The sequence below is a fragment of the Rhizobium sp. BK176 genome (assembly GCF_024808055.1).
Genome location: NZ_JANUBV010000002.1, coordinates 129,791 through 151,435, shown reverse-complemented (window position 1 = coordinate 151,435; position 21,645 = coordinate 129,791). Strand labels below are relative to the sequence as shown.

The 21,645-nt window shown below is 60.0% G+C and carries 18 protein-coding genes; 7 read left to right on the top strand and 11 right to left on the bottom strand.

Annotated features, from left to right (window positions below; translation table 11 throughout):
• Positions 1-223 precede the first annotated feature (223 nt).
• Complete coding sequence (locus tag FHT76_RS10030) at positions 224-1,153, top strand: DMT family transporter (RefSeq protein WP_183751768.1); 930 nt, start codon at positions 224-226, stop codon at positions 1,151-1,153.
• A 210-nt stretch (positions 1,154-1,363) separates the two neighbouring features.
• Positions 1,364-2,215 (top strand): hypothetical protein, encoded by an 852-nt coding sequence (locus FHT76_RS10025; protein ID WP_259185583.1) that lies wholly within the window; start codon positions 1,364-1,366, stop codon positions 2,213-2,215.
• A 91-nt stretch (positions 2,216-2,306) separates the two neighbouring features.
• Here FHT76_RS10025 and FHT76_RS10020 read toward each other — a convergent pair whose 3' ends face one another.
• From FHT76_RS10020 to FHT76_RS09995, 6 genes are all read right to left on the bottom strand, one after another.
• Complete coding sequence (locus FHT76_RS10020; protein ID WP_016553323.1) at positions 2,307-2,498, bottom strand: hypothetical protein; 192 nt, start codon at positions 2,496-2,498, stop codon at positions 2,307-2,309.
• 149 nt (positions 2,499-2,647) lie between these two features.
• Positions 2,648-3,517 carry a uracil-DNA glycosylase family protein gene (locus FHT76_RS10015; RefSeq protein WP_183859546.1) on the bottom strand — a complete coding sequence of 290 codons (870 nt, stop codon included), beginning with the start codon at positions 3,515-3,517 and terminating at the stop codon, positions 2,648-2,650.
• Positions 3,518-3,576: 59 nt separating this feature from the next.
• Entirely contained in the window at positions 3,577-4,869 is a 1,293-nt protein-coding gene (locus tag FHT76_RS10010; RefSeq protein WP_183859544.1) for an Hsp70 family protein, read from the bottom strand.
• 168 nt (positions 4,870-5,037) lie between these two features.
• Positions 5,038-8,154: an efflux RND transporter permease subunit gene (locus FHT76_RS10005; protein ID WP_183859542.1), complete on the bottom strand. Its 3,117-nt coding sequence runs from the start codon at positions 8,152-8,154 to the stop codon at positions 5,038-5,040.
• Entirely contained in the window at positions 8,151-9,431 is a 1,281-nt protein-coding gene (locus FHT76_RS10000; protein ID WP_259185581.1) for an efflux RND transporter periplasmic adaptor subunit, read from the bottom strand. Before FHT76_RS10000 ends, FHT76_RS10005 begins: the two co-directional genes overlap by 4 nt.
• Before the next feature lie 210 nt (positions 9,432-9,641).
• On the bottom strand, positions 9,642-10,430 hold the full coding sequence (locus FHT76_RS09995; RefSeq protein ID WP_183859538.1) for an SDR family oxidoreductase: 789 nt from the start codon (positions 10,428-10,430) through the stop codon (positions 9,642-9,644).
• Between the two features lie 247 nt (positions 10,431-10,677).
• Between FHT76_RS09995 and FHT76_RS09990 the strand changes: the two genes are divergently transcribed.
• Together FHT76_RS09990 and FHT76_RS09985 are read left to right on the top strand one after the other, a co-directional pair.
• The gene (locus tag FHT76_RS09990) at positions 10,678-12,342 is read left to right on the top strand and encodes an electron transfer flavoprotein-ubiquinone oxidoreductase (RefSeq protein ID WP_183859536.1); all 1,665 of its coding nucleotides are present in this window, start codon (positions 10,678-10,680) and stop codon (positions 12,340-12,342) included.
• A gap of 9 nt (positions 12,343-12,351) precedes the next feature.
• Entirely contained in the window at positions 12,352-12,867 is a 516-nt protein-coding gene (locus tag FHT76_RS09985; RefSeq protein WP_259185580.1) for a GNAT family N-acetyltransferase, read from the top strand.
• Between the two features lie 85 nt (positions 12,868-12,952).
• Here FHT76_RS09985 and FHT76_RS09980 read toward each other — a convergent pair whose 3' ends face one another.
• Positions 12,953-13,858 carry a DMT family transporter gene (locus tag FHT76_RS09980; RefSeq protein WP_183859532.1) on the bottom strand — a complete coding sequence of 302 codons (906 nt, stop codon included), beginning with the start codon at positions 13,856-13,858 and terminating at the stop codon, positions 12,953-12,955.
• A 145-nt stretch (positions 13,859-14,003) separates the two neighbouring features.
• On the opposite strand from FHT76_RS09980, the gene FHT76_RS09975 reads away from it, so the two are divergent.
• On the top strand, positions 14,004-14,477 hold the full coding sequence (locus FHT76_RS09975; protein ID WP_183859530.1) for an Lrp/AsnC family transcriptional regulator: 474 nt from the start codon (positions 14,004-14,006) through the stop codon (positions 14,475-14,477).
• A gap of 31 nt (positions 14,478-14,508) precedes the next feature.
• On the opposite strand, the gene mgtE is transcribed toward FHT76_RS09975, so the two are convergent.
• Positions 14,509-15,885 (bottom strand): magnesium transporter, encoded by a 1,377-nt coding sequence (gene mgtE / locus FHT76_RS09970; RefSeq protein ID WP_259126795.1) that lies wholly within the window; start codon positions 15,883-15,885, stop codon positions 14,509-14,511.
• A 282-nt stretch (positions 15,886-16,167) separates the two neighbouring features.
• Positions 16,168-17,181: a zinc-binding alcohol dehydrogenase family protein gene (locus tag FHT76_RS09965; protein ID WP_259126797.1), complete on the bottom strand. Its 1,014-nt coding sequence runs from the start codon at positions 17,179-17,181 to the stop codon at positions 16,168-16,170.
• A gap of 104 nt (positions 17,182-17,285) precedes the next feature.
• Between FHT76_RS09965 and FHT76_RS09960 the strand changes: the two genes are divergently transcribed.
• Positions 17,286-17,684 carry a helix-turn-helix domain-containing protein gene (locus tag FHT76_RS09960; RefSeq protein WP_183751740.1) on the top strand — a complete coding sequence of 133 codons (399 nt, stop codon included), beginning with the start codon at positions 17,286-17,288 and terminating at the stop codon, positions 17,682-17,684.
• Here FHT76_RS09960 and FHT76_RS09955 read toward each other — a convergent pair.
• Entirely contained in the window at positions 17,658-18,872 is a 1,215-nt protein-coding gene (locus FHT76_RS09955; RefSeq protein ID WP_183751738.1) for an MFS transporter, read from the bottom strand. The genes FHT76_RS09960 and FHT76_RS09955 overlap by 27 nt on opposite strands.
• Before the next feature lie 313 nt (positions 18,873-19,185).
• Here FHT76_RS09955 and FHT76_RS09950 point away from each other — a divergent pair, with 313 nt between their 5' ends.
• Positions 19,186-20,130 (top strand): diacylglycerol kinase family protein, encoded by a 945-nt coding sequence (locus FHT76_RS09950; protein WP_183859522.1) that lies wholly within the window; start codon positions 19,186-19,188, stop codon positions 20,128-20,130.
• 83 nt (positions 20,131-20,213) lie between these two features.
• Here FHT76_RS09950 and FHT76_RS09945 read toward each other — a convergent pair whose 3' ends face one another.
• On the bottom strand, positions 20,214-21,596 hold the full coding sequence (locus FHT76_RS09945) for a glutamine synthetase family protein (protein WP_259126799.1): 1,383 nt from the start codon (positions 21,594-21,596) through the stop codon (positions 20,214-20,216).
• Between the last annotated feature and the right edge of the window lie 49 nt (positions 21,597-21,645).

The following is a 21,645-nucleotide window of genomic DNA, read 5'->3' as shown; positions in this document are numbered from 1 at the left end:
AGATTTGAAGGCGCTGGAACCGGCTAAATTTGGGCGAATCGACAAACGGGATTTTGAGGTCACTACGGGCGCGAGCGCGGCGTCGCAGGGCATTGGCTTCATGGGAGGTTCGCAAGTTTTCCAATTTTCTGTCTGTTCATTCAATGCGACGGCTGTCACAGTCTCGGTGCGTCGAGTCTGGCGCGTCCTCCTGCATCAAACTAGCAATCCAAGAGTTCAAGACATGCGATCGGCTATCGGAAACCCGATGAGGGGCATTGCGTTCAAGGTCGGTTCGGTCATCGTCTTCCTGGCAATGCAGACCTTCATCAAGCTTGCCGGCAGCGACATCCAACCGGGGCAGGTGACCTTCTGCCGTTCGTTTTTCGCGCTGTTTCCGATCATGGGATACCTCGCCTATCAAGGGCAGTTGCGGTCGGCGTTCTACACGGCCAATCCTATCGGACATTTGAAGCGGGGAACGCTCGGCATCATATCGATGGGGCTAGGGTTTTACGGGCTGTTGCACCTGCCACTGCCGGAAGCGATTGCACTCGGCTATGCAATGCCGCTGGTCGCGGTGATTTTTGCGGCGCTGTTTCTCGGGGAGACTGTCCGAATTTACCGCTGGAGCGCAGTACTTTTCGGTATGGTGGGCGTGGCCATCATATCTTGGCCGAAGCTCACGCTCTTTCGCGAGGGGGGCATTCACGCCGAACAGGCGATCGGGGCGATCACCGTTCTGCTGGCCTCGGTACTCGGCGGCATGGCGATGATTCAGGTGCGGCGATTGGTCGAGGAAGAAAAAACGGCAACAATCGTTCTCTATTTTTCGATCACAGCCACGGTATTCTCACTCGTAACGGTTCCGTTCGGCTGGCAGGTTCTTGATATGAGGCCGCAATTGTTTCTCGTTGCGGCCGGCTTTTGCGGTGGCATAGCGCAGATCCTGCTGACCGAGAGCTATCGGCATGCGGACGTCTCGACGGTTGCGCCATTCGAGTACACATCAATCGTCATCGGCGGCGTTGTTGCCTATTTTGTGTTTGGTGATGTGCCGAGTGGCGCCACGCTGCTTGGCACGGCGATTGTCGTCGCTGCGGGGATATTCATCATCTACCGCGAACACCAGCTCAATCTGGAGCGAAGGGCGGCGCGGCAAGCCGGTTCATGAGGACCTTCGTCTCAGCATTGCGGCCGCCGAGCTGAGATTTTCTCGCCATGCGCGAGAAATTCAACGAAATAGTGAACGCTATTCGAACGCTTATCGTACGTTATGAACTTGACGAAGCTTCATTTATTCGCGAATGCGCATGTTACGAAGTGACCGTCCTGCCTTGTCCTGAGCAGTGACGACGTCGAATGAGCATGCGTCGGGAGAGAAATGCCTTTCAGTGCAGAAGACTTGGTCGCGAACCCGAAATTCATTGACGCCATCCGCTTTCACGCGGGGCGCATGCGCGGCATGTTCGACGCCGGTCCGCGAGTGGCGCGACTGCTCGCGTCCCAACAGCGCTGGTTGCTGACGCAAACTGCTTACGCCCTTGCAATGGAGCGAGATCCTGCGGACTCGACGTCTGGCTTTACCGCTGTCCGGCTGACGCGCGAGATCACCTCCCGCAAGGTAGCGAGCCGTAACACTGTGTTGAGCTTCATCGACGAACTCTTCACGTACCGCTTCATCGCCTACGAGCCTGGTGCGGAGCGACGGCGGCCCCGCCAGTTCGAGCCGGCGGAAATCAGTCATCAGGCAATGTTTGGGTGGCTGCTATCGAACCTGGGGGGGCTTGATCTGCTCGATGGTGGGAGCCGGGTGGCGCATGTTGAAGCCCGTCCGGAATTGATTCGGATTCTTCAGCCGCGGATCGCGCGCAACTGCCTTCAGGATTCGCGATGGAGGGAGCCCGCGGAGCATGTGGCGCTTTTCCTGTGGAACGATGCTGGCGGGCTGATCGTCGACCACTTTGTTTCACGTATCGATCTGGCGGGAGATGATACGGAGCGTTTGGTCATTGGTCATGTTGACAGCCGCGCCCTGGCAGCCGATTTCCTGATCTCGCGCACGCACCTACAGCGACTTCTTGCGAAGGCAGCACAGCAGGGATGCCTCGGATGGGAGGCTGGCGCCAAAAGGCCCGGGCTTTGGATCTCGCGCTCGTTCCTGGGGCAGTACAGCCAGTGGCAGGCCATCAAGTTCGCGTATGTCGATGAGGCGTTCCACTGGGCGACGCAGTAGACACAATAAGTCGCGACCTGCTGCGAAGGGCTAACGAAAAGCCTCGTCGTCAGACAGCAGTGCACGAGGCCAGCAGATGCCAGCCTCGACCTTAGTACTGCTGAAAATCCGCAAAGATCGCGGCGGGACGGGCGATGCGTCCGCTCGCACCAGTGCCGCGAGCAACCATTTGCTCGTTTGTGGCAAAGCCGATGCGGCTGTAGCTTTGCGTTGTGCGGCCCTGCTCGGTGGCAAGGCGAAGGGTTTCAAACCCACAGTGGATAGGACGAAAACGTGTAGTCATTGCCTTGGTTCCTGTTGATTCCTCCCAAGACACATTGAAATATTGCACTGCAGCATGAGCTTTTCAATGGATTAGAATGAACAACAGGTATGTGAAAATCGCATGGGTTGTTTCATAAAAGATTTAGATTTGCCTATTTTGAAAGCATATTAGAGTTCGGCAAGCTTGGCGTGAAAAGCTAAAAGATCGTTCCAGGCCAATCGCTTGTTGACTGGTGCCGTCAGTAGATCCTGCGGATGCAGCGTAGCAATCGCAGGGATAGTGCGGTTTTCGGCCGCGATCTCCCGCCATTGTCCGCGCAGCCCGTGAATCGTGTCACTCTCGCCGAAAAACACCCGCGCTGCAAAATTGCCAAGCACGAGAATTGCCTTCGGTGCGGCAAGCGCAATTTGGCGCTCGATGAACGGGCGGCAGATATCCATCTCAGCGGTGGACGCAATGCGATTGCCCGGGGGGCGCCAAGGAATAACCTGCGTCAGCAAGATGGCATCCCGCTGTAAGCCGATCGCCGCGAGCATTTTGTCCAGCAGTTGCCCCGGTCGGCCGGCGAAGGGTTGTCCTTCGCGGTCATCGTCGGCCCCAGGTGCCGAACCGATCACCATGATCCCACTTGTCGCGTCTCCGCTGGCGAAGATCGTCGAGCGGGCGCTGTGCTTGAGATTGCACCCGTTGAATGCCTCGATTGCCGTTTTCAGCTCCGGCAGCGAGCGGGCGCTCTCAGCCGCAAAGCGTGCCTGCTGCACGGCCTCGCCGTCGGGAATCGAAGGTTGCGGCCGCGGCGCGGGGCGCTCCGGCTCAGGGGTGCTCTTCTGTGCCGTTTGAGCAGTGGCACGCGGCGAGGCCTCCCGTGATTCGGACTGCGTGCCGGCGGCTGCGTTCCGTCGTGCCGCCTTCATCGCATCGAACTCGGCAAAGCGGTCGACAGCTTCCTCCTCAAGCAGCCATTCCACGCCGGCTTCCGCATGGAAATGCAGGAGCGCCGCGAGTTCGCCTGGAGAAAGTTCGTTGACGGAGATCATGACGCCAACCTTAGCGAAGCGAAGGTGTCAATGAAAGAGCACGCGGGCCGCAAGCCGAGCTATTGCACCGTCCATTGCATGATGTCGTCGCGTTCGCCGATCAGTGCCAGGCCGTGCGCGATGGACAGAAGCTCACCGCCGGTCTCGATCCGGCCCTTGTCGAAGCGTTCGGTGAAGATGCGGCGCACGGCGGGCACAAACGACGTACCTCCGGTGAGGAACACCTTGTCGATCATATCAGACGTCGTGTTTGTCTTTTCCAGGACGTCATCGAGCGCACCTTCGATCCTTGCGAGGTCATCCGCAATCCAGCTTTCGAAGTCAGCCCGTCGGATCGTCCGGTGACCACCGCGACCGAGAGGTGCAAAATCAAATGCGGCCTCGTCCGCGGCCGACAGCGCCATCTTCGTCGCCGATACGGCCTGATAGAGCGGATAACCCTCGTCGTGGTCGACCAAATCGATGAAGGTCTCGAGCTTTTCGGGCTCAAGGGCTGTGCGCACCAGCTTCTTCAGATCCTCGAATTCGCGTGATGTCTTGAAGATGGAGAGCTGGTTCCAGCGGCCGAAGCTTGAATAGTAGTTGGTTGGAACTTCAAGGATCTTGTCGAAGCTTTTGAAATGACTCCCCTTGCCGATCTGCGGGGCAACGATGTTGTCGATCATGCGGTAGTCGAAATGATCGCCGGCGATCCCGACACCCGAATGACCGATCGGGGTGGCGGTCAGCTTGCCGGCCACGGTTTCAAACCGGATAAGCGAATAGTCGGTCGTACCGCCGCCGAAGTCGGCAACGAGAACCGTGGCGTCGGACTTGAGATTCTGCGCGAAGTAGAATGCGGCAGCGACGGGTTCATACACGTAGTGAACCTCCGGGAAGCCGAAGCGCGATAGCGCCTCGTTGTAACGCTCGGTCGCCAGCGCAGGATCGGGATTCGCACCGGCGAAATGCACGGGACGACCGGTAACGATCCGTTTGACCTCGGACGGCCAGCTGTCGCCGGCATAGTTGCGCAAGCGCCTGATGAACACCTCCATCAGATCCTCGAAGCTGTGACGCTTCGCATAGATCAGCGTGCCCTGGAACAGTGCGCTTGCCGCAAAGGTCTTGATCGACTGGAGGAACCGACAGTCACCAGGATTGTCGATGAATTGCCGGATTGCCGCGTGGCCGGCCTCGACCTTCAGGGCGGACGCGCCGAGTTGCCGATCCTTCATGAAGGACAGGGCGGTGCGCATACTGTCGTCGCTGCCGGCGGCACTGGTGAAGGCCATCGAATGTGTTGTCTGCCCGTCGGCCGTGGCCAATACCGTGTTCGTTGTGCCGAAGTCGAATCCCAGCGCCTGAGCCATGCTCGCACCTCATCTTGCCGATTGTGTTTTGAGATCGGAGGCCAGCCTCCGCAAAGGCGCGGAAATGGCGCGCCCGAATTCAAGGAGGCGCGTGATGCCACAGGGGGCGTCGTTATTCAAGGCTTGCAACGAAAAATGCTGCGGGCGCCATTGGCGCCCGCATTTCTGTTACTCGGCGGCCAACGCCTGAGGTATCTCTTCCTCGTGCTCGGTCTTCTTCTTGCCTCCGAGGCTGAGCAGCCAATCGTTTAGCCTGCCCATTTCGACGAAGATGACCGGGGTGATGAACAGCGTCAGCGCTTGCGACACTATAAGACCGCCGACGACGGCAATGCCGAGCGGCTGACGCAGTTCCGAGCTTGCGCCGGTCCCCAGCGCGATCGGAAGCGCGCCGAGGAGGGCGCAGAAGGTCGTCATCATGATCGGCCGGAAGCGTCGCACGCAGGCTTCGTGGATCGCCTCCGATGGCGACATGCCGTTACCGGAACGCAGGTTCTCAAGCGCCACGTCGATCATCATGATTGCGTTCTTCTTGACGATGCCGATCAGCATTAAGAGGCCGATGAGCGCGATGATCGAAAGATCGAAGCCCATCACCTTCAGCGCCAGCAACGCGCCGAGTGCCGCAGCCGGTAGGCCGGAAAGGATCGTCAACGGGTGGATGAAACTCTCGTAGAGGACACCCAACACAACGTAGATCGTCAGTACCGCCGCCAAGATCAGCAGCGGGGTGTTGCCCTGGGACTGCTGGAATATCTGCGCGGTGCCGCCATAGGACGTGAAGACGTCCGCTGGCATATTGATATCCTTCTTGATCTGGTCGATCGCAGCTGTGGCGTCGCCGAGCGCTTCGCCCGCCGGCAGGTTGAAGGAGATGGTCGTCGAGACCAGCTGACCGGTCTGGTTGATCGTCACCGGCCCCGTCGTGCGCTGCACCTTCGCGAAGTTCGACAGGGGAACCAGAGCGCCGCTGTCTGAAGCGACGCGGATTTCCTGAAGCTTCTGATCGTCCCACGGCTTACTCGTGTCGTATTCCACGATCACGTCATAACTGTCGCCGGTCGATTGGATCTGGGCGGCGGTGTATCCGCCAAACGATTCCTGCAGGGTCGTCCGCAATTGCCCATCGGTGATGCCGAAGGCCGCCGCCTTCTCCGTATCGACAACGATATTGGCTTGCAGTGCGTTGTTCTGCGCGTCCGAAGCGACGTCAGTGAAGCGCGGATCGGCATGCATCGCCTGCTGGATCTTGTTCGCCCAAACGTTTGTCTGATCAGCGCTGAGCGCCTGAACGACCAGCTGATATTGGCTCGCGGTCTGGCGGCCGCCGAAGCGGAGGCTCTGCTGCGGCGTTATATACGCTTGAAGGCCGGGGATCTTCCCGATGCTCGTCCTCAATTCCCGCAGTGTCTGGTCAAGCGGCGGACGCTGATCCTTGTCCTTGAGCTCGACGTACATGGTGCCGTTGTTGAGTGGACTGCGCGCATTGCCGCCGACGATCGACATGACATGGTTGACGGCAGGGTTTTGTTTCACGAGTTCCGCCGCCTGGTTCTGCAATGCCTGCATCGCGGGATAGGAGATATCCTGACGAGCGCGCGTCGAGATGTTCAGGCGACCGATGTCTTCGGTAGGGAAGAAGCTCGATGGCAGCGTCATGAAGAGATAGACGGTCAGGCCGATCGACGCCACGAACAGGGTGAGGATGGCGGGACGATGCTTCAGGCACCAACCGACCGATCGCTCGTAGCCTCTGAGGGTTCGTTCAAAGCCGGCATCGAACCAGCGGATGAAGAAGGGCGGCCGATCGTGGCCGCTGCCTAGCCGCGACGCCAGCATCGGTGTCACCGTGAGCGAAACGATTGCAGAGGCAACAATCGCGATTGCAACGACCATGCCGAACTCATTGAAGATGCGGCCGACGACACCGCCCATCAACAGGATCGGGATAAAGACGGCTATCAGAGACACCGACATCGAAATGATGGTGTAGCTGACTTCGCCGGCACCTTTGATCGCCGCGTCGAGAACCGGCATGCCTTCCTCGACATGCCGGAGGATGTTTTCCAACATGACGATCGCGTCGTCGACGACGAGGCCGACCGCAAGCGTCAATCCGAGCAGCGAAATGTTGTCGATGCTGTATCCGAGCACGTACATCATGCCGAAGGTGGAAATCAGCGACAGCGGCACGGCGAGCCCGGGAATGATCGTCGCCGTCAGATGGCCTGTGAAGAGGTAGATGACCAGGACGACGAGGCCGATCGTCAGCATCAGAGTGAACTTCACGTCGCTGATCGCATCTTTGATCGGCTGGGCGGAGTCGTTCATGACCTTTGTTGAAACAGAGGCGGGAATCTCTGCGTGCAGACCCGGCAGCTTCGCTCTGATTGCGTCGACGACCTCCACGGTATTGGCATCGGGCTGGCGTTGAATGGCGAGGATGATGCTGCGGTTGCCGTCATACCAGCTGCCGGTATTTTGGTTCTCGACGCTGTCTTGCACGTCGGCGACATCGCCGAGGTGGATCGGCGCGCCGTTCGGGTTGGCAATGACGAGTGTCCGGAATTCATCGGCATTGGTCCGCTGCGTATTCGCATTGATCGTCATGCTCTGTGTATCGTTTTGCAGAGAGCCGACAGGAACCTGACTGTTGGCCGCGACCAGCGCCTTGTTGACGGTATCGATACCGATGCCGCGGTTGAGAAGCTTGTTGGGATCGACTTCAACTCGCACCGCGTAGGTTTGCGCGCCGAAAACCGAAACCTCAGCGACGCCGGGAAGCGTCGAAAGGGACGGGGAGATGATGTCCTCGGCGATCTCGTCGAGCTTGCTACGGGGCATGGTGTCGCTCTGCACCGCAAGCAACATGACCGGCGCGTCGGCAGGGTTCGTTTTCCGATAGCTCGGCGGAGTCGTCATGTTATCCGGTAGCTGGCGGGTCGCGTGCGAGATCGCCGCTTGAACGTCTGCCGCCGCTGCATCGATGTTGCGGTTGAGGTCGAACTGCAGAACGATGCTGGTGTTGCCGAGCGAGTTGGTGGCACTGATCTCGCTGATGCCGGGAATGGTCTGGAACTGCTTGATCAGCGGCGTGGCGACCGACGTTGCCATCGTCTGCGGCGAAGCGCCGGTCAGCGCGGCCGACACATTGATCGTCGGGAAATCGACCTGCGGCAGTGCTGCCACCGGCACGAGCTGATAGCCGGCAAGGCCGGCAAGCACGACGCCGATGGCAATCAGCGTCGTTGCGACAGGACGTCGGATACAGAAATTCGGTATCATTCTTCCGTGCCCGCTGTAATGATTTCGGTCTTGCCTGCGGCTTGATCAGCCGAAGCAACGTTCAATGCCTTGTCGTCGAATTGTTCCTTGACCGGCTGCTGATCGACGAGCTGCGCCTGTCCTTCGATGATGACGTGGTCGCCTTCCGAGAGGCCATCCGAGATTGCCGTGAAGCCGCCGTTTGCTCGCGCCACGGTGACAGGCGTCACGCGTGCCTTCCCATCGCGGGCGACAATTGCGAAGAAGCCGTCCGCACCGGGGCTCACCGCAACGGTCGGGACTACGACCTGCTGTTCGTTGTTGTTGAAGTGGACCACAATGTTGACTGACTGTCCGGGCCACAGCGCACCGGAAGCATTCTCGAACTTTGCCTTGGCAAGGATAGTGCCAGATGCCGGATCCACGGTGTTGTCGTAGAAGCTGATATGGCCCTGGCGCGGTTTTGCCTTGTCGGACTGGGGAACTGTGCTGACGTCCACTGGCCCTGCGGCGAGGGCAAGCTTCAGTTGCCGGAGGTCGCGCTCCTGCAGGTGGAACTTCACATAGATCGGATCATATTTTGCGATCGTTACGATCGCCGAGCCGGCGTTCACGAAGGCGCCAGGGCTTACCGAGATATCGCCGAGGCGCCCGTCGAACGGAGCGCGGATATCCGTATGCTCCAGCATTACCTGATCGGCGGCCAGTCCTGCTTTGTCGGCCTCGACAGTAGCCGCTGCCGTGTCGCGTGCCGCCTTTGCCTGATCATAGCTCTGCTGCGTGCCGGCCTTTGACGTCAGCAAGTCGTTGGCGCGTGCCAGCGCGGTTTCGGATTCCGCCAGGGTTGCCTGGTCACGGACGACCATGGCGCTGTCCTTGTTGACCGTTGCCTGGGCGGTGCGGGCATCAAGCTCGACGATCAGATCTCCCCGTTTGACGGTGGCTCCATCCGACGCGAGGATCTTTGTAACAATGCCCTGTTCCTGGGCGGCGATCGTCGTGTTGTCATCCGCGTCGGCCCAGCCAGAAGCCGTTACGTCCCGGGGCAGGGTAGTCTTCACCGCTGCGACCGTCTTGACCAATGTTGGTCCGCCGTTGCGATTGCGGCCTTTGCCGCCGTTCTTCTGATCACCGGACTTCTGCGATGCATCGCCTGTCGTTTGGCGACCACCATCGGCGGTATCGGCCTGTTGTGACTTGGGTAAAAATTGCGAAAGATAAGGGATGCGCTCCCTGTATTGCCATGCGCCGACGCTGGCAGCAGCGAGGATGCAGACCGTGACAAATAGTTTCTTCATAAGCGAGACCGGGTTGGTGCAAATTGCGCGGAAATCGAGGCTCTATTGAACCACGCTTATTACGGCGCAAAAAAGACACAATTGCCGAACCGACCATCACTAAGTGGTTATAATGGCTTAAATTTTTGTAATGAAAGAATGTGCTGAATGACATTTATTGAGCATCGGCGATGTGCCGCTGCCCGCGCTTTTGCAATTTCTTCTTTTCGATCAGACGGATCGCGCCGCCCCACCATCGCAGCGCACAAGACTGCCGGTGATGTAACTCGCCTGCTGGCTGCAGAGGAAAGCGGCGGTTGCCGCAAACTCTTCGACCGTTCCGTAGCGGCCGACGGGAATCGCAGCTTGCTTTGCGGCGCGGATTTCTTCGAGGCTTTTGCCAGTCCGTTTGGCGGCGGCTCCATCGAGGTCATCGGTCCGGCTAGTCAGAATGCTCCCGGGAAGTAGGAGATTCGATGTGATTCCAAAGCGCGCGACCTCTGTTGCCAGCGTTTTGCTCCAGCCGGCGAGGGCGGGGCGTAGGGTGTTTGAAAGGGCCAGATTGCCAATGGGCTCAATGACACCCGATGATGCGACGGTGAGGATACGTCCCCAGCCCTGTTCCTTCATGGATGGCAAAAGCACATTGGTGAGGGTAATGACCCGCAGAACCATCGAAAAGAAATAGGTTTCCAGCTTCTCGGACGTCATATCCTGCGTCGTCCCCGGAGTTGGGCCGCCGGTGTTGTTGACTAGAATATCGACCCCGCCAAGCTTGGCTTGTACCGCGGCGGTCACTGTTTCCACGAAATTCTCATCGGAAAGGTCAGCCCAGATCCAATCGGCTTTGCCGTTTCCTTCAGCATTGATGGCGCGGCAGTTCGCCTCCAGCGTCTCGCCGCTGCGGCCACACAGGAGAACGTGTGCTCCCTCACGCGCCAAAGCCACGGCGATGCCATGACCCAATCCGCGCGACGACGCCAGCACCAGCGCGCGTCTACCCTTGATGCCGAGATCCATGCCAAATTCCTCCAATCGCTCCTCTCTCTATACGGCGCTGCGACCGGAGACGAAAGCGGTGTCGGTCATTTGTTTATCATTTGACGTTTACGTAAACGGTATATAATTATTTGATCCTAGAAATGCTGTTGCGCGAATTGGGGGATTCGCTGTCGTTTCCCGGCTCGACAATACGCCCCTGTTTTGACAAGAGATAACCCCATCAAGGGGAATATGGCCGCAATGTCGGCCAAGCGGAGATGGATGCATGACCGATACGACTGAGCTGCCCGAACGCGAAAGCATGGAATTCGACGTGGTGATCGTCGGTGGTGGTCCTGCGGGGTTGTCGGCTGCGATCCGTCTGAAGCAGGTCAATCCGGAGCTGTCGGTCGTCGTGCTCGAAAAGGGGGCTGAAGTCGGCGCGCACATTCTGTCGGGTGCCGTGGTCGATCCTATCGGCATCGATCGTCTGCTGCCCGGCTGGCGCAACGAAGCCGACCATCCGTTCAAGACCGAGGTGACAGACGACCACTTCCTAGTGCTCGGTCCGGCCGGCTCTGTGCGTCTGCCGAACATCCTGATGCCGCCGCTGATGAGCAACCATGGGAACTATATCGTCTCGCTCGGCAATGTCTGTCGTTGGCTGGCCACCAAGGCTGAGGAACTCGGCGTCGAGATCTATCCGGGCTTCGCCGCAACCGAAGTCCTCTACAATGACGAAGGTGCGGTGATCGGTGTTGCCACCGGCGACATGGGCATCGAGAAGAACGGTGAGCCCGGCCCGAACTATACCCGCGGCATGGCACTGCTTGGCAAATACGTTTTGATCGGCGAAGGCGTGCGTGGTTCGCTCGCCAAGCAGCTGATCGCCAAGTTCGATCTGTCGAGGGATCGTGAGCCGCAGAAGTTCGGCATCGGCATCAAGGAACTCTGGCAAGTGAAGCCTGAGCACCACAAGCAGGGTCTGGTGCAGCACTCCTTCGGCTGGCCGCTCGGCATGAAGACCGGAGGCGGCTCCTTCCTTTACCACCTCGAGGACAATCTTGTCGCCGTCGGCTTTGTCGTCCACCTGAACTACAAGAATCCCTACCTCTATCCCTTCGAGGAATTCCAGCGCTTCAAGACGCATCCGGCCATTCGCACCACTTTCGAGGGCGGCAAGCGGCTTTCCTACGGCGCGCGTGCCATCACCGAAGGCGGCTATCAGTCGGTGCCGAAGCTTAGCTTCCCTGGCGGCGCGCTGATCGGCTGTTCGGCGGGTTTCGTCAACGTGCCGCGCATCAAGGGCAGCCACAACGCCGTGCTGTCGGGCATGATGGCGGCGAACCGCATCGCGGCGGCGATCGCCGCTGGTCGCGCCAATGATGAGGTTGTCGAGATCGAGAACGACTGGCGTTCAAGCGACATCGGCAAGGACCTGAAGAAGGTGCGTAACGTCAAGCCGCTGTGGTCGAAGTTCGGCACGGCGGTCGGCGTCGCACTCGGCGGGATCGACATGTGGACGAACCAGCTCTTCGGTTTGTCGATCTTCGGCACGCTGAAGCACGGAAAGACCGACGCGGCCTCGCTGGAGCCGGCCTCGCAGCACAAGCCGATCGCTTACCCGAAACCCGATGGTGTCCTCACCTTCGATCGTCTGTCCTCGGTGTTCCTGTCGAACACCAATCATGAGGAAGATCAGCCGGTGCATCTGCAGGTCAAGGACATGGCGCTGCAGGTCTCGTCCGAGCACGACATTTTTGCCGGTCCCTCGACCCGCTACTGTCCGGCCGGTGTTTACGAGTGGGTAGAGAAGGACGGTAAGGAAACCTTTGTCATCAACGCCCAGAACTGCGTCCACTGCAAAACCTGCGACATCAAGGATCCCAACCAGAACATCAACTGGGTGCCGCCGCAGGGCGGCGAGGGCCCTGTTTACCCGAATATGTAAGAGGCCGGCATGGGCAGCGCCTGCGTCATACGTCAGGCGCGTCTCGATGAACTGCCGCGCTTGACGGAGGTCGAAATCGACGCCTTCGCAACGCTGGCGGAGGCGCTTGGCGTGGTCGGGGAAGCGCACACGCTACCGCTGGATGTGCTGCGAGGGTCGCTCGATGCGGGCCTGCTGCTCGTTGCCGTCGATGATGGTGATCGTCCGGTCGGTTTTCTAGCGGCGGAGGAGATCGAAGGTACGCTCTATGTCATCGAACTGGACGTCTGCCGGGAAACGCAGCGTAAGGGAATTGGGCGGCGCTTGATGGGGGCTGCGGTCGAGATCGCCGAGGCGCGCCGGCTGCCGGCTCTGACGCTGACAACGGATCGCTACGTTCCCTTCAATGCTCCCTTCTACGCCTCCCTCGGCTTTACGTTGCCGAAGGTGGAGGCCGTGCCGCAGTTCCTGCAGAAAAAGCTGGATCACGAACTCGCTGTCGGGATGGATCCGGAACGGCGGGTTGCCATGATTCTTGCGCTTTGAAGCGGCAATCACCAGCGCAAAGAGGCAATGCATTGCCAAAAACTGGAAACAGGTCGGCGGAGTGACCGCCGACCCGTGGGCCGAGCTATCGGCGCGAAGCGATGCCGGTCGAGAGTGCCACGCCGAGGCCTGTGATAACGGCAGCTGCAATCTCTGCGATACCGATCTCCTCCCCAAGCAGCAGGCCGCCGCCGATCGTTGCGAGCACCGGTGTGATCGCCGTAAAGGCGGCAGCCTGTGTGCCGCCCAGTGCATGAACAGCAAGCCCATAGGCGACAGTCGCAACAAGGCCGGACAGGATGCCTTGGCTCAGGATCTGCAGGCCGACTTCGGTTAACGGAGCGCTGGCGATCGAGGTGCCGAACATGACCGCGAAGCCGACATGGATCAGGAAGGACCAGATGGCGATGAGCGCACTGGCCTGCAGTGCCGTCAGACCGGAGCGGCGGAAGGCATGAGTGTAGCTTGCCCAAAGAATTGCTCCCATCGGCAAGAGGACAAAGCTGCTCCAGGGTAGAGCCGCACCGGCGAGGCTGCAGACCAGCAAGATGGCCACGCCCGCAACGATTGCGACAAGACCGAGTGCACGCATGGGGTCCGGCCGTTCCCGGAAGACAAGGACGCCAATGAGCGCGGTGGCGAGCGGCATCGAGCCGCCGAGCAGGATACCGGCAGCCGAAGCCGGCGTGGAGTGAATGGCGGACGTGGTCAGCTGGAAGAACGCCGCGCCCGCGCCGGCGACCATCGTGACGAGCAGCCCGACCGGCACGCCCTTCGGCAGCAGTCCCGTCTTCAACCAGACAGGCGCGAGAACCAATGCCGGAATGCCGTAGCGGATTAGACCAATATCGATCGTGGTAAGTTGCGTTGCTGCGCTGTGGCGGGTTGCGAGGATCCATGCAGCCCAGATCAGAACCGTGACGACGGCACCGGCATATCCGACCGTCGTCGAGGTGGCCTTTTCGTTGTTGGCAAAGGTTACGGCACTCATCGATGTCTCCTCTCATGATCGTCCGGAGGTGGCCCGGTTGAGAGAAGATTAGGCGGAAATGGTCAGGCATGTCCTTGCTATCTCTGCCCTCAGAAGGTTAGCGTGAGCAACTATCTGCCAAAATTCCATAAGGATTTTATCGAGCATGCCAAATCTGGATAAATTCGATCTGGCGATCCTCAAGTGCCTGCAGGAGGATGCGCGAGCGACCAACGTGGATATTGCCGAAAAGGTCAATCTCTCGCCGTCGCCTTGCCTGCGTCGCATCCGCAACCTCGAAAAGACGGGCGTCATTCGCGGCTACCGCGCCGACATCGATCGCAAGGAAGTCGGCCTCGGCCTGACGGTTTTCGTCGAACTCAAGGTCGCCCACCACAGCCGCGAGAACGCGCGGGCGCAGGAGGCAGCGTTGCTCGCCATCCCGGAAGTGGTTTCCTGCTTTCTGATTTCTGGAACGGCAGACTTCCTGGCGGAGGTCGTGGTCGAGGATCTGGCGGCCTATGAGCGGCTGCTGACCGACACGCTGCTGACCTTGCCGAATGTCAGCGACATCCGCTCGAACTTCGCCATTCGAAGCATGAAAACCCACGGAGCGCTGAAGTTGCCGGAGCCGAAATAAGAAACGGGGCCGATCAGGCCCCGCTTCATGCTTACAGCAGCGTCCCGCTGAGGATCAGCAGCGCGACCGAGAAATAGATCACCAGCCCGCTCACATCGACGAGCGTCGCGACGAACGGAGCCGAAGCGCTTGCCGGATCAAGCCGCAGCCTCTGCAGCACGAAGGGCAGCATCGAGCCAGCCAGCGAACCAAAAGTGACGATGCCGATCAATGCAGCGAAGATCGTTACACCGACAAGGACCCAATGCTCGCCGTAGTCATAGAGTCCGATATTCTGCCAGAGCAGAATGCGGACGAAGCCGACGAGGCCAAGGATCGCCCCGAGCACGATGCCGGTCGGCAGTTCGCGCAGCAGCACACGCCACCAGTCGGAGAGCTTGAGCTCCCCGAGCGCCAGCGCCCGGATGATCAGCGACGTTGCCTGCGACCCGCTATTGCCGCCCGAGCTCATGATCAGCGGCACGAACAGGGTCAGCACGATTGCCTTCTCCAGTTCGCCTTCGAAGTGCTGCATGGCGCTTGCCGTCAGCATTTCGCCGAGAAACAGGGCGCAGAGCCAGCCAGCACGCTTGCGGATCATCCCGGCGAAGCCGATCTTCATGTACGGCTTGCCAAGCGCTTCCATGCCGCCGAACTTCTGGGCATCTTCTGTCTGGTCGGCGATCATCGTGTCGATCACGTCGTCGACCGTGACGATGCCGAGCATGTGGCCGTCATCGCTTACGACGGGCAGGGCGAGCAGATTATGCTTGCGGATCAGCCGGGCGACATCTTCCTGCGTCATCAGCGGATCGGCACGCACAACCCCTTCCTTCTGCGCAACAGTCAGCACGGATGCACCGGGATCGCCGGTGATGAGGCGGCGGAGCGTGACGACGCTGGTCAGCACGCGGCTGACGGCATCGAGCACATAGATGGCATAGACTGTCTCCCGCGACCGCTCGACCTTGCGCACATGTTCCAGCGTCTGCTCGACCGTCCAGGTGTCCGGCACGCTGACGAACTCCGTCGTCATGATGCTGCCAGCCGTGCGGGGCGGGTAGGCCATCAGGTGCTGGACGGCGAGACAGGTCGTGCGGTCGAGCCGCAAAAAGAGATGGGCCCGAGCTTCCTCGTTCATTTCCTGAAAGAGGTCGGCAACACGGTCGTTCGCAAGAGCGTTCAGCAGCCGTGAGGCGTGCTCGACCGGCATGTCGGCAAGGATTGCTGCTGCGTGATGCAACTCGGGTCGGCCCAGGATACGCACGGCCTTTTGCTGCGGCAGCGTAACCAGGATTGCTGCGGCTTCGGATATTTCAAGTGTGTTCAGCTGCTCGACACGCTCCGCCGTGGTGATCGGTCCGAGGTGATCGCTGCTGAAGAAACGAGCGGCATGGCCCGCCCGCAGTGGGAAGCGATTGATGTTCATAAGCTCGCCTTTCCGTCGATCCGCCGTAGCGTCCAACGGGCGAGCCCGACAGAGTCAGGTCAGCGCACGAGGGCCGCGTACGGCAAAGGCAATCGACTGCTACTGTCGCTTGGCATCGTGATGATGGCTCCGTTGATATCCGCGGAAAACGGGCGTAATCCGCGTAAGGCTGTAGGTGGTCTCAATCGGCAAAAAAGTCAAGCGCTTGAGGTGCTTGGTGCCAGAATGCCGCACCCTCGGCGCGGCACCCGTTTGGCACTCTCCGCCGGTCGATGACCGGTGTTAAAAACCTTCCAGGACAAGTTTTCCTTTCGTCCGTCCGCTTTCGATCATTGCATGCGCCTTTTTCAGGTTGGTGGCGTTGATCGGGCCAAGTGTCTCGCTGAGCGTCGTGCGGATCTTGCCGGCATCGACCAGCTCGGCGACCTTCTCGAGCAGCTTGTGTTGCTCGATCATGTCGGGGGTGCCGAAGAGCGGCCGTGTGAACATCAGCTCCCAATGGATCGATGCGGCCTTGCGCTTGAACGGCATGATGTCGAGCATCTTCGGATCATCGATCAGAACGAAGCGGCCCTGCGGCGCGATCACTTCCACGATCTCCTTGATGTGCTGGTCGGTGTTCGTCGTTGAGAACACAAAGCCGGGATCGCCAAGGCCAAGCGCTGCGACCTGTGCCGCGATCGGCCGCGCATGATCGATCACGTGGTGAGCGCCGAGTTCCTTGATCCATGCGCTCGTCTCGGGACGGGACGCCGTCGCGATGACGGTCAGGTCGGTCAGGGCGCGTGCGATCTGGATTGCGATCGATCCGACGCCGCCGGCGCCGCCGACAATGAGAACGGCACGAGCGGCCCCAGGAACCGGATCATGCACTCTCAGCCGGTCGAAGAGCGCCTCGTAGGCGGTGATCGACGTCAGGGGCAAAGCGGCAGCCGACGCGAAGCCAAGGCTCTTCGGTTTATGCCCCACGATCCGCTCATCGACGAGATGGAATTCGGCATTGGTGCCGGCCCGGCTGATCACACCGGAGTAGAAGACCTCGTCGCCTACCTTGAAAAGCGTCACTTCTGGGCCGATTGCCTTCACGACGCCGGCAGCATCCCAGCCAAGCACCTTCAGTTCCTCACTGGTCGGCGCCACGCCGGCGCGCACCTTCACGTCGACCGGGTTGACGGAAACCGCCCTGATCTCGACCAGGAGGTCGCGGCCTTTCGCTTCCGGGACTGGCAGATCGACGTCGATCAGAGAGGTCTCAGCGGAAATAGGCTGGGGAACCTTGTAGGCGACTGCGCGCATGGGAAACTCCTGTGTTCGTTTGCACAGAGGCTAGATGCGTCTTATGTTCGATACCTGCAAGAATGCACAAATTCTGTACGTAGTACCAAAAAGGATACTGTCAAATGTCGCTTCCCCGCGCCAAGCTGACCCGCAATTTTCCGGGTTGCCCGGTTGAGGCGACATTGAGTTTTCTCGATGGAAAGTGGAAGGGGGTGATCCTCTTCCATCTGATGGGCGGGACGTTGCGCTTCAATGAGCTGCGCCGCAAATTGCCCTCCGTCACTCAGCGGATGCTCACCAAGCAGCTGCGTGAACTCGAGGGCTCGGGCCTTGTTTCGCGGACGGTCTTTGCGGTCGTTCCGCCGCGCGTCGACTATGCGTTGACGCCACTTGGCCTGACGTTGAAGCCTGTCATCAAGGCGCTTGCCGTCTGGGGTGAGGAAAACGTCTTCTGCCTGCCCGATGGTCGCTATCTTCGGGATGTCTCGGCCGACTCAACGACTGCGGCGATCAAGGCTTAGGGACGCAGCGAACACAAAGATGCCGATGAACGACAGGATCGCGCCGACATAGCCGGTCGCGGCGAACCCGTAGCCCCCTGCAATCACGAGGCCGCCCAGCCAGGCGCCTAGCGCGTTCGCAATGTTGAACGCCGAGTGATGCGATGCCGCGGCGAGCGTCTGGGCATCGGCGGCGACATCCATCAGGCGGGTCTGAACGGCAGGACCAGCGGCAAAGCCGCAGCCGATGCAGAAGACGCAGAGCGCCAGCATGAACGGATTGGCGGCGGTCAGGGAGAACAAGGTCAGCACGACGATGTTGAAGACGAGGCTGCCGCCGATCGTGCCCATCAGCGATTTGTCGGCCAGCCAGGAGCCGACGACATTGCCGACATTCATACCGATGCCGAAGATGATCAGCATCACGGCGACCATGCTCTCGGGCAGCATGGCGACCTGTGTCGTTGTGGGCGCGATGTAGCTGAACATGGCAAACATCCCGCCGAAACCGACGGATGCCGTCGCAAGCGTTAGCAGTACTTGTGGGCGCTTGAAGGCGCCGAGCTCGCGTTTGAAGCTTGCGCCTTCGGCGACGCGGTCGCGCGGCACGTAGTACCAGATCAGGGCGACCGTCAGAAGGCCGATGATACCGACGATCGTAAAGGCAAGGCGCCAGTTGAGTGACTGCCCGAACACGGTCGCAAGTGGTGTCCCGAGCAGGGTCGCAACCGTCAATCCGAGCATGACGCGACCGACGGCGCGGGCGCGCTTGTGCGTCGGCACCATCGAGGCCGCCACGATCGCTGCAACACCGAAGTAGGCTCCGTGCGGCAAGCCGGTGATGAAGCGCATCAGCGTGAAGCTTTCGAAGGTCGGCGCCATCGCGCTCAAGATGTTGCCGATCGCAAAGATGCCCATCACCAGCAGGAGCAGCGAGCGGCGGGCCATCTTCGCGGCAAGCACGGCAATGATGGGTGCGCCGACGACGACGCCCAGTGCATAGGCGCTGATCACGTAGCCTGCCTGCGGCGTCGTGACCGCGAAGGTGTCGGCAACGTTGGGCAGGAGGCCCATGATCGCGAATTCGCCGGTGCCGATACCAAAGCCGCCGCAAGCAAGCGCCAATTGCACGAGCGCGATAGCCATTGGCGACGGGGCGGTGTCTACCGGATTGACGTCGATGGAATCGTTTACGGCGACCTGGCTCAAGAGGCACTCCTTGGCATTCGATGCGTGACGTACGGACAAGGCGCGGGCGCAGCCAGAACCGGTCGGCCAGAGATGAAGGGAAATGGAGGCATCCTCCACTATCCCATCTATCGATGATTGACCGCCAGGCGTCGAGTGCATTTTCTGCAGTGCAGCGTCGCCCGATATGCATACGTCCCTTGCAAATTCGGCGGTGCTGCTACCGATCTCGGCGTTCGTAAAACAGGCTTTAGCTTGAAATCGTGGGTGTAAGAACCATCTCTTAGCAGCGCTGGACAGGTCGTCGCTTCTTGCTGCGGACAACGGGAACCATATGAAACTTATTGGCTTTTTCAATCGCGATGGCGGGACTTTCAGGACCACCGATATGGAAGCCTATGAAAACCGGGCCGAAGCCGTGTTCAGGGAGGCCGGCCACGATTTCAATGCGATCGTCTTTTCCGGCAAGGAGATCGTGCCAGCCATGGAACGGGCCGCCCGCCGTGACGATATCGATGGCATCGTCGCCGGTGGCGGCGACGGGACGATTTCCGCGGCAGCTTCGATAGCCTGGAAGAATGGAATTGCACTTGGCGTCGTGCCGGCCGGGACAATGAACCTCTTCGCACGCTCGCTGCGCGTTCCGCTCGACATTTGGATGGCGTTGGAGACGCTGGCCTTTGGCGAAGTCGATCACGTCGACATCGCCAGCGCGAATGGTCGGCCATTCATTCACCAATTTTCAGCCGGACTTCATGCGCGCATGGTGCGCTATCGAAATTCCTATACCTACCGCTCGCGTTTTGGAAAGATCGGGGCAAGCGCTCGTGCCGCTCTTGGCGTCGTGTTCAATCCGCCCGAATTCGAGGTGGAGTTTGCAGCGGGGGGCGTCTATGAGCGTCGCCGAGTTTCCGCGGTGTCGATTTCGAACAACCCCTTCGGTCAGAACGCCTTGCTCTATGCAGACTGCCTCACCAGCGGCGAACTGGGGTTCTATACCGCCAAGCCGCTGAAACCGATCGGCGTCGCGCGTCTCGCGGTTGACCTCTTGCGAGGCAAGGTGAGGGAGAACGCAGACGTCATGGTCATGCATCCCGCGGAGGTGCATTTGCACTTTCCGAAGCTGCCTTCAAAGGCGAACTGCGTGATGGATGGCGAATTGCGTCCGCTAGAGCGTGACGTCACGCTGAAACTGCATCCCGGCGAACTCAAGGTATTGGTCCGGCAAGGACTTGCAGCGCAGGTTGATGAGGCCGAGCGACGCGAGATTGCTCCCTAGCAGTTGCAATCATCTGCCGGATTCGGGTCGGCCGCCTTGCGGTCGGTTCAAATGAACCCTCGGCCCGCTTCCAGGGGTGACCATTACAGACGAGACAGGTAGGTGCGGTAGTCGAAATCCGAGACTGTGCGCAGGTAGGTGATGGCCTCCTTGCGCTTCGTGTCGCCGTAGAGTTTCTGATAGGGCTCGCCGAATATGTCGGCGATGAACGGCGAGAGACGGAAAGCGTCGACTGCCGTCAGGAAGTCGTGCGTCAGTTGTGCCGTGTGTCCAGGTGTATGGGATGGCGTCGTCTCCTCGCCGGGGTCAAGCTCGAAATCGATGCCGAGCAATATACCCCCGAGGATAGCGGCAAGCAGCAAGTAGGGATTTGCATCGGCGCCTGCCACGCGGTGTTCGATACGAGCGGCTGGGCCGTTCAGATCGGGTATGCGGACAGCGGTGCCTCGATGGCCGTATCCCCAGGTGAGGTCGACGGGAGCGAACGAGCCGGGCTGGAAGCGGCGATAGGAGTTGGCAAACGGCGCAAAAACGAGCTGCGCCTCGCGCATGGTTTGAAGCAGGCCGGCGCAGACGGATTTCAGCTTGCGCGGTTCACCATGTTTGGCATCCAGAATATTCCGTCCGTCCTTGTCGATGACGCTGGCATGTACATGAAGGCCGGAGCCGGCATGATCGGAGTATGGCTTGGCCATGCAGGTGGATTTCAGCCCGTGCTTGCGTGCAGCCTGTTCCACAATGCGCTTCAGATAGATGCAGTCGTCGGCTGCCGCGAGCGCGTCTGGTCGATGCAGCAAGTTGATCTCGAACTGTCCGGGGCCGAATTCCGCCGTCGTCGCATCGGCCGGCAGCCCTTGCGCCTTTGCATAGGCGCGCACGGTCTGCAGATAGTCATCGAGCGCATCAACAGCGCTCATGTCGTAGAGTTGAAAGCCGTTCGCTTCCCCTTGATAGGTGAGGCTGACCGGCGGCGAGGGGCGGCCAGTCTCACGCCAGTTCGGATCGACTACGTAGAACTCCAGCTCAGTCGCCACAACCGGTGTGAGGTCGCGCTCATCATACCGCTTCAGCACTGAGGCAAGAATCGCTCGAGGGTCCATGAAGCTTGGCGTGCCGTCGAATTCATGCATCGTTGCAAGGACCTGCATTGACCCTTCCGGCGCCCATGGCATTGGCGTCAGGCTGCGTTCGTCCGGAATGCAATTGCCGTCCGGGTCGCCGACGGAAAGCGAGAGGCCAGTGATGTCATCGTTGTCATCGCCCCAGATGTCGAGCGACTGCGTGGAGGAGGGAAGGCGGACTTCGCCGGCCCAGATTTTGTTCTGGGCGTCGAGTGGAATCTGCTTGCCGCGCAGGTCGCCATTCATGCCGACGAGCAGGAGCTCGATGCGCGCGTTACCGCTCGCTGCTGTACCGTGATCCGTGTCCTCTGCCATGATCTTGAAAATCCCCTCGGAGAAGGCCAAGCTCGTAGCCTATTGAGATGAGGCTTTCAATTCCGAAGGTGTTTTGCAA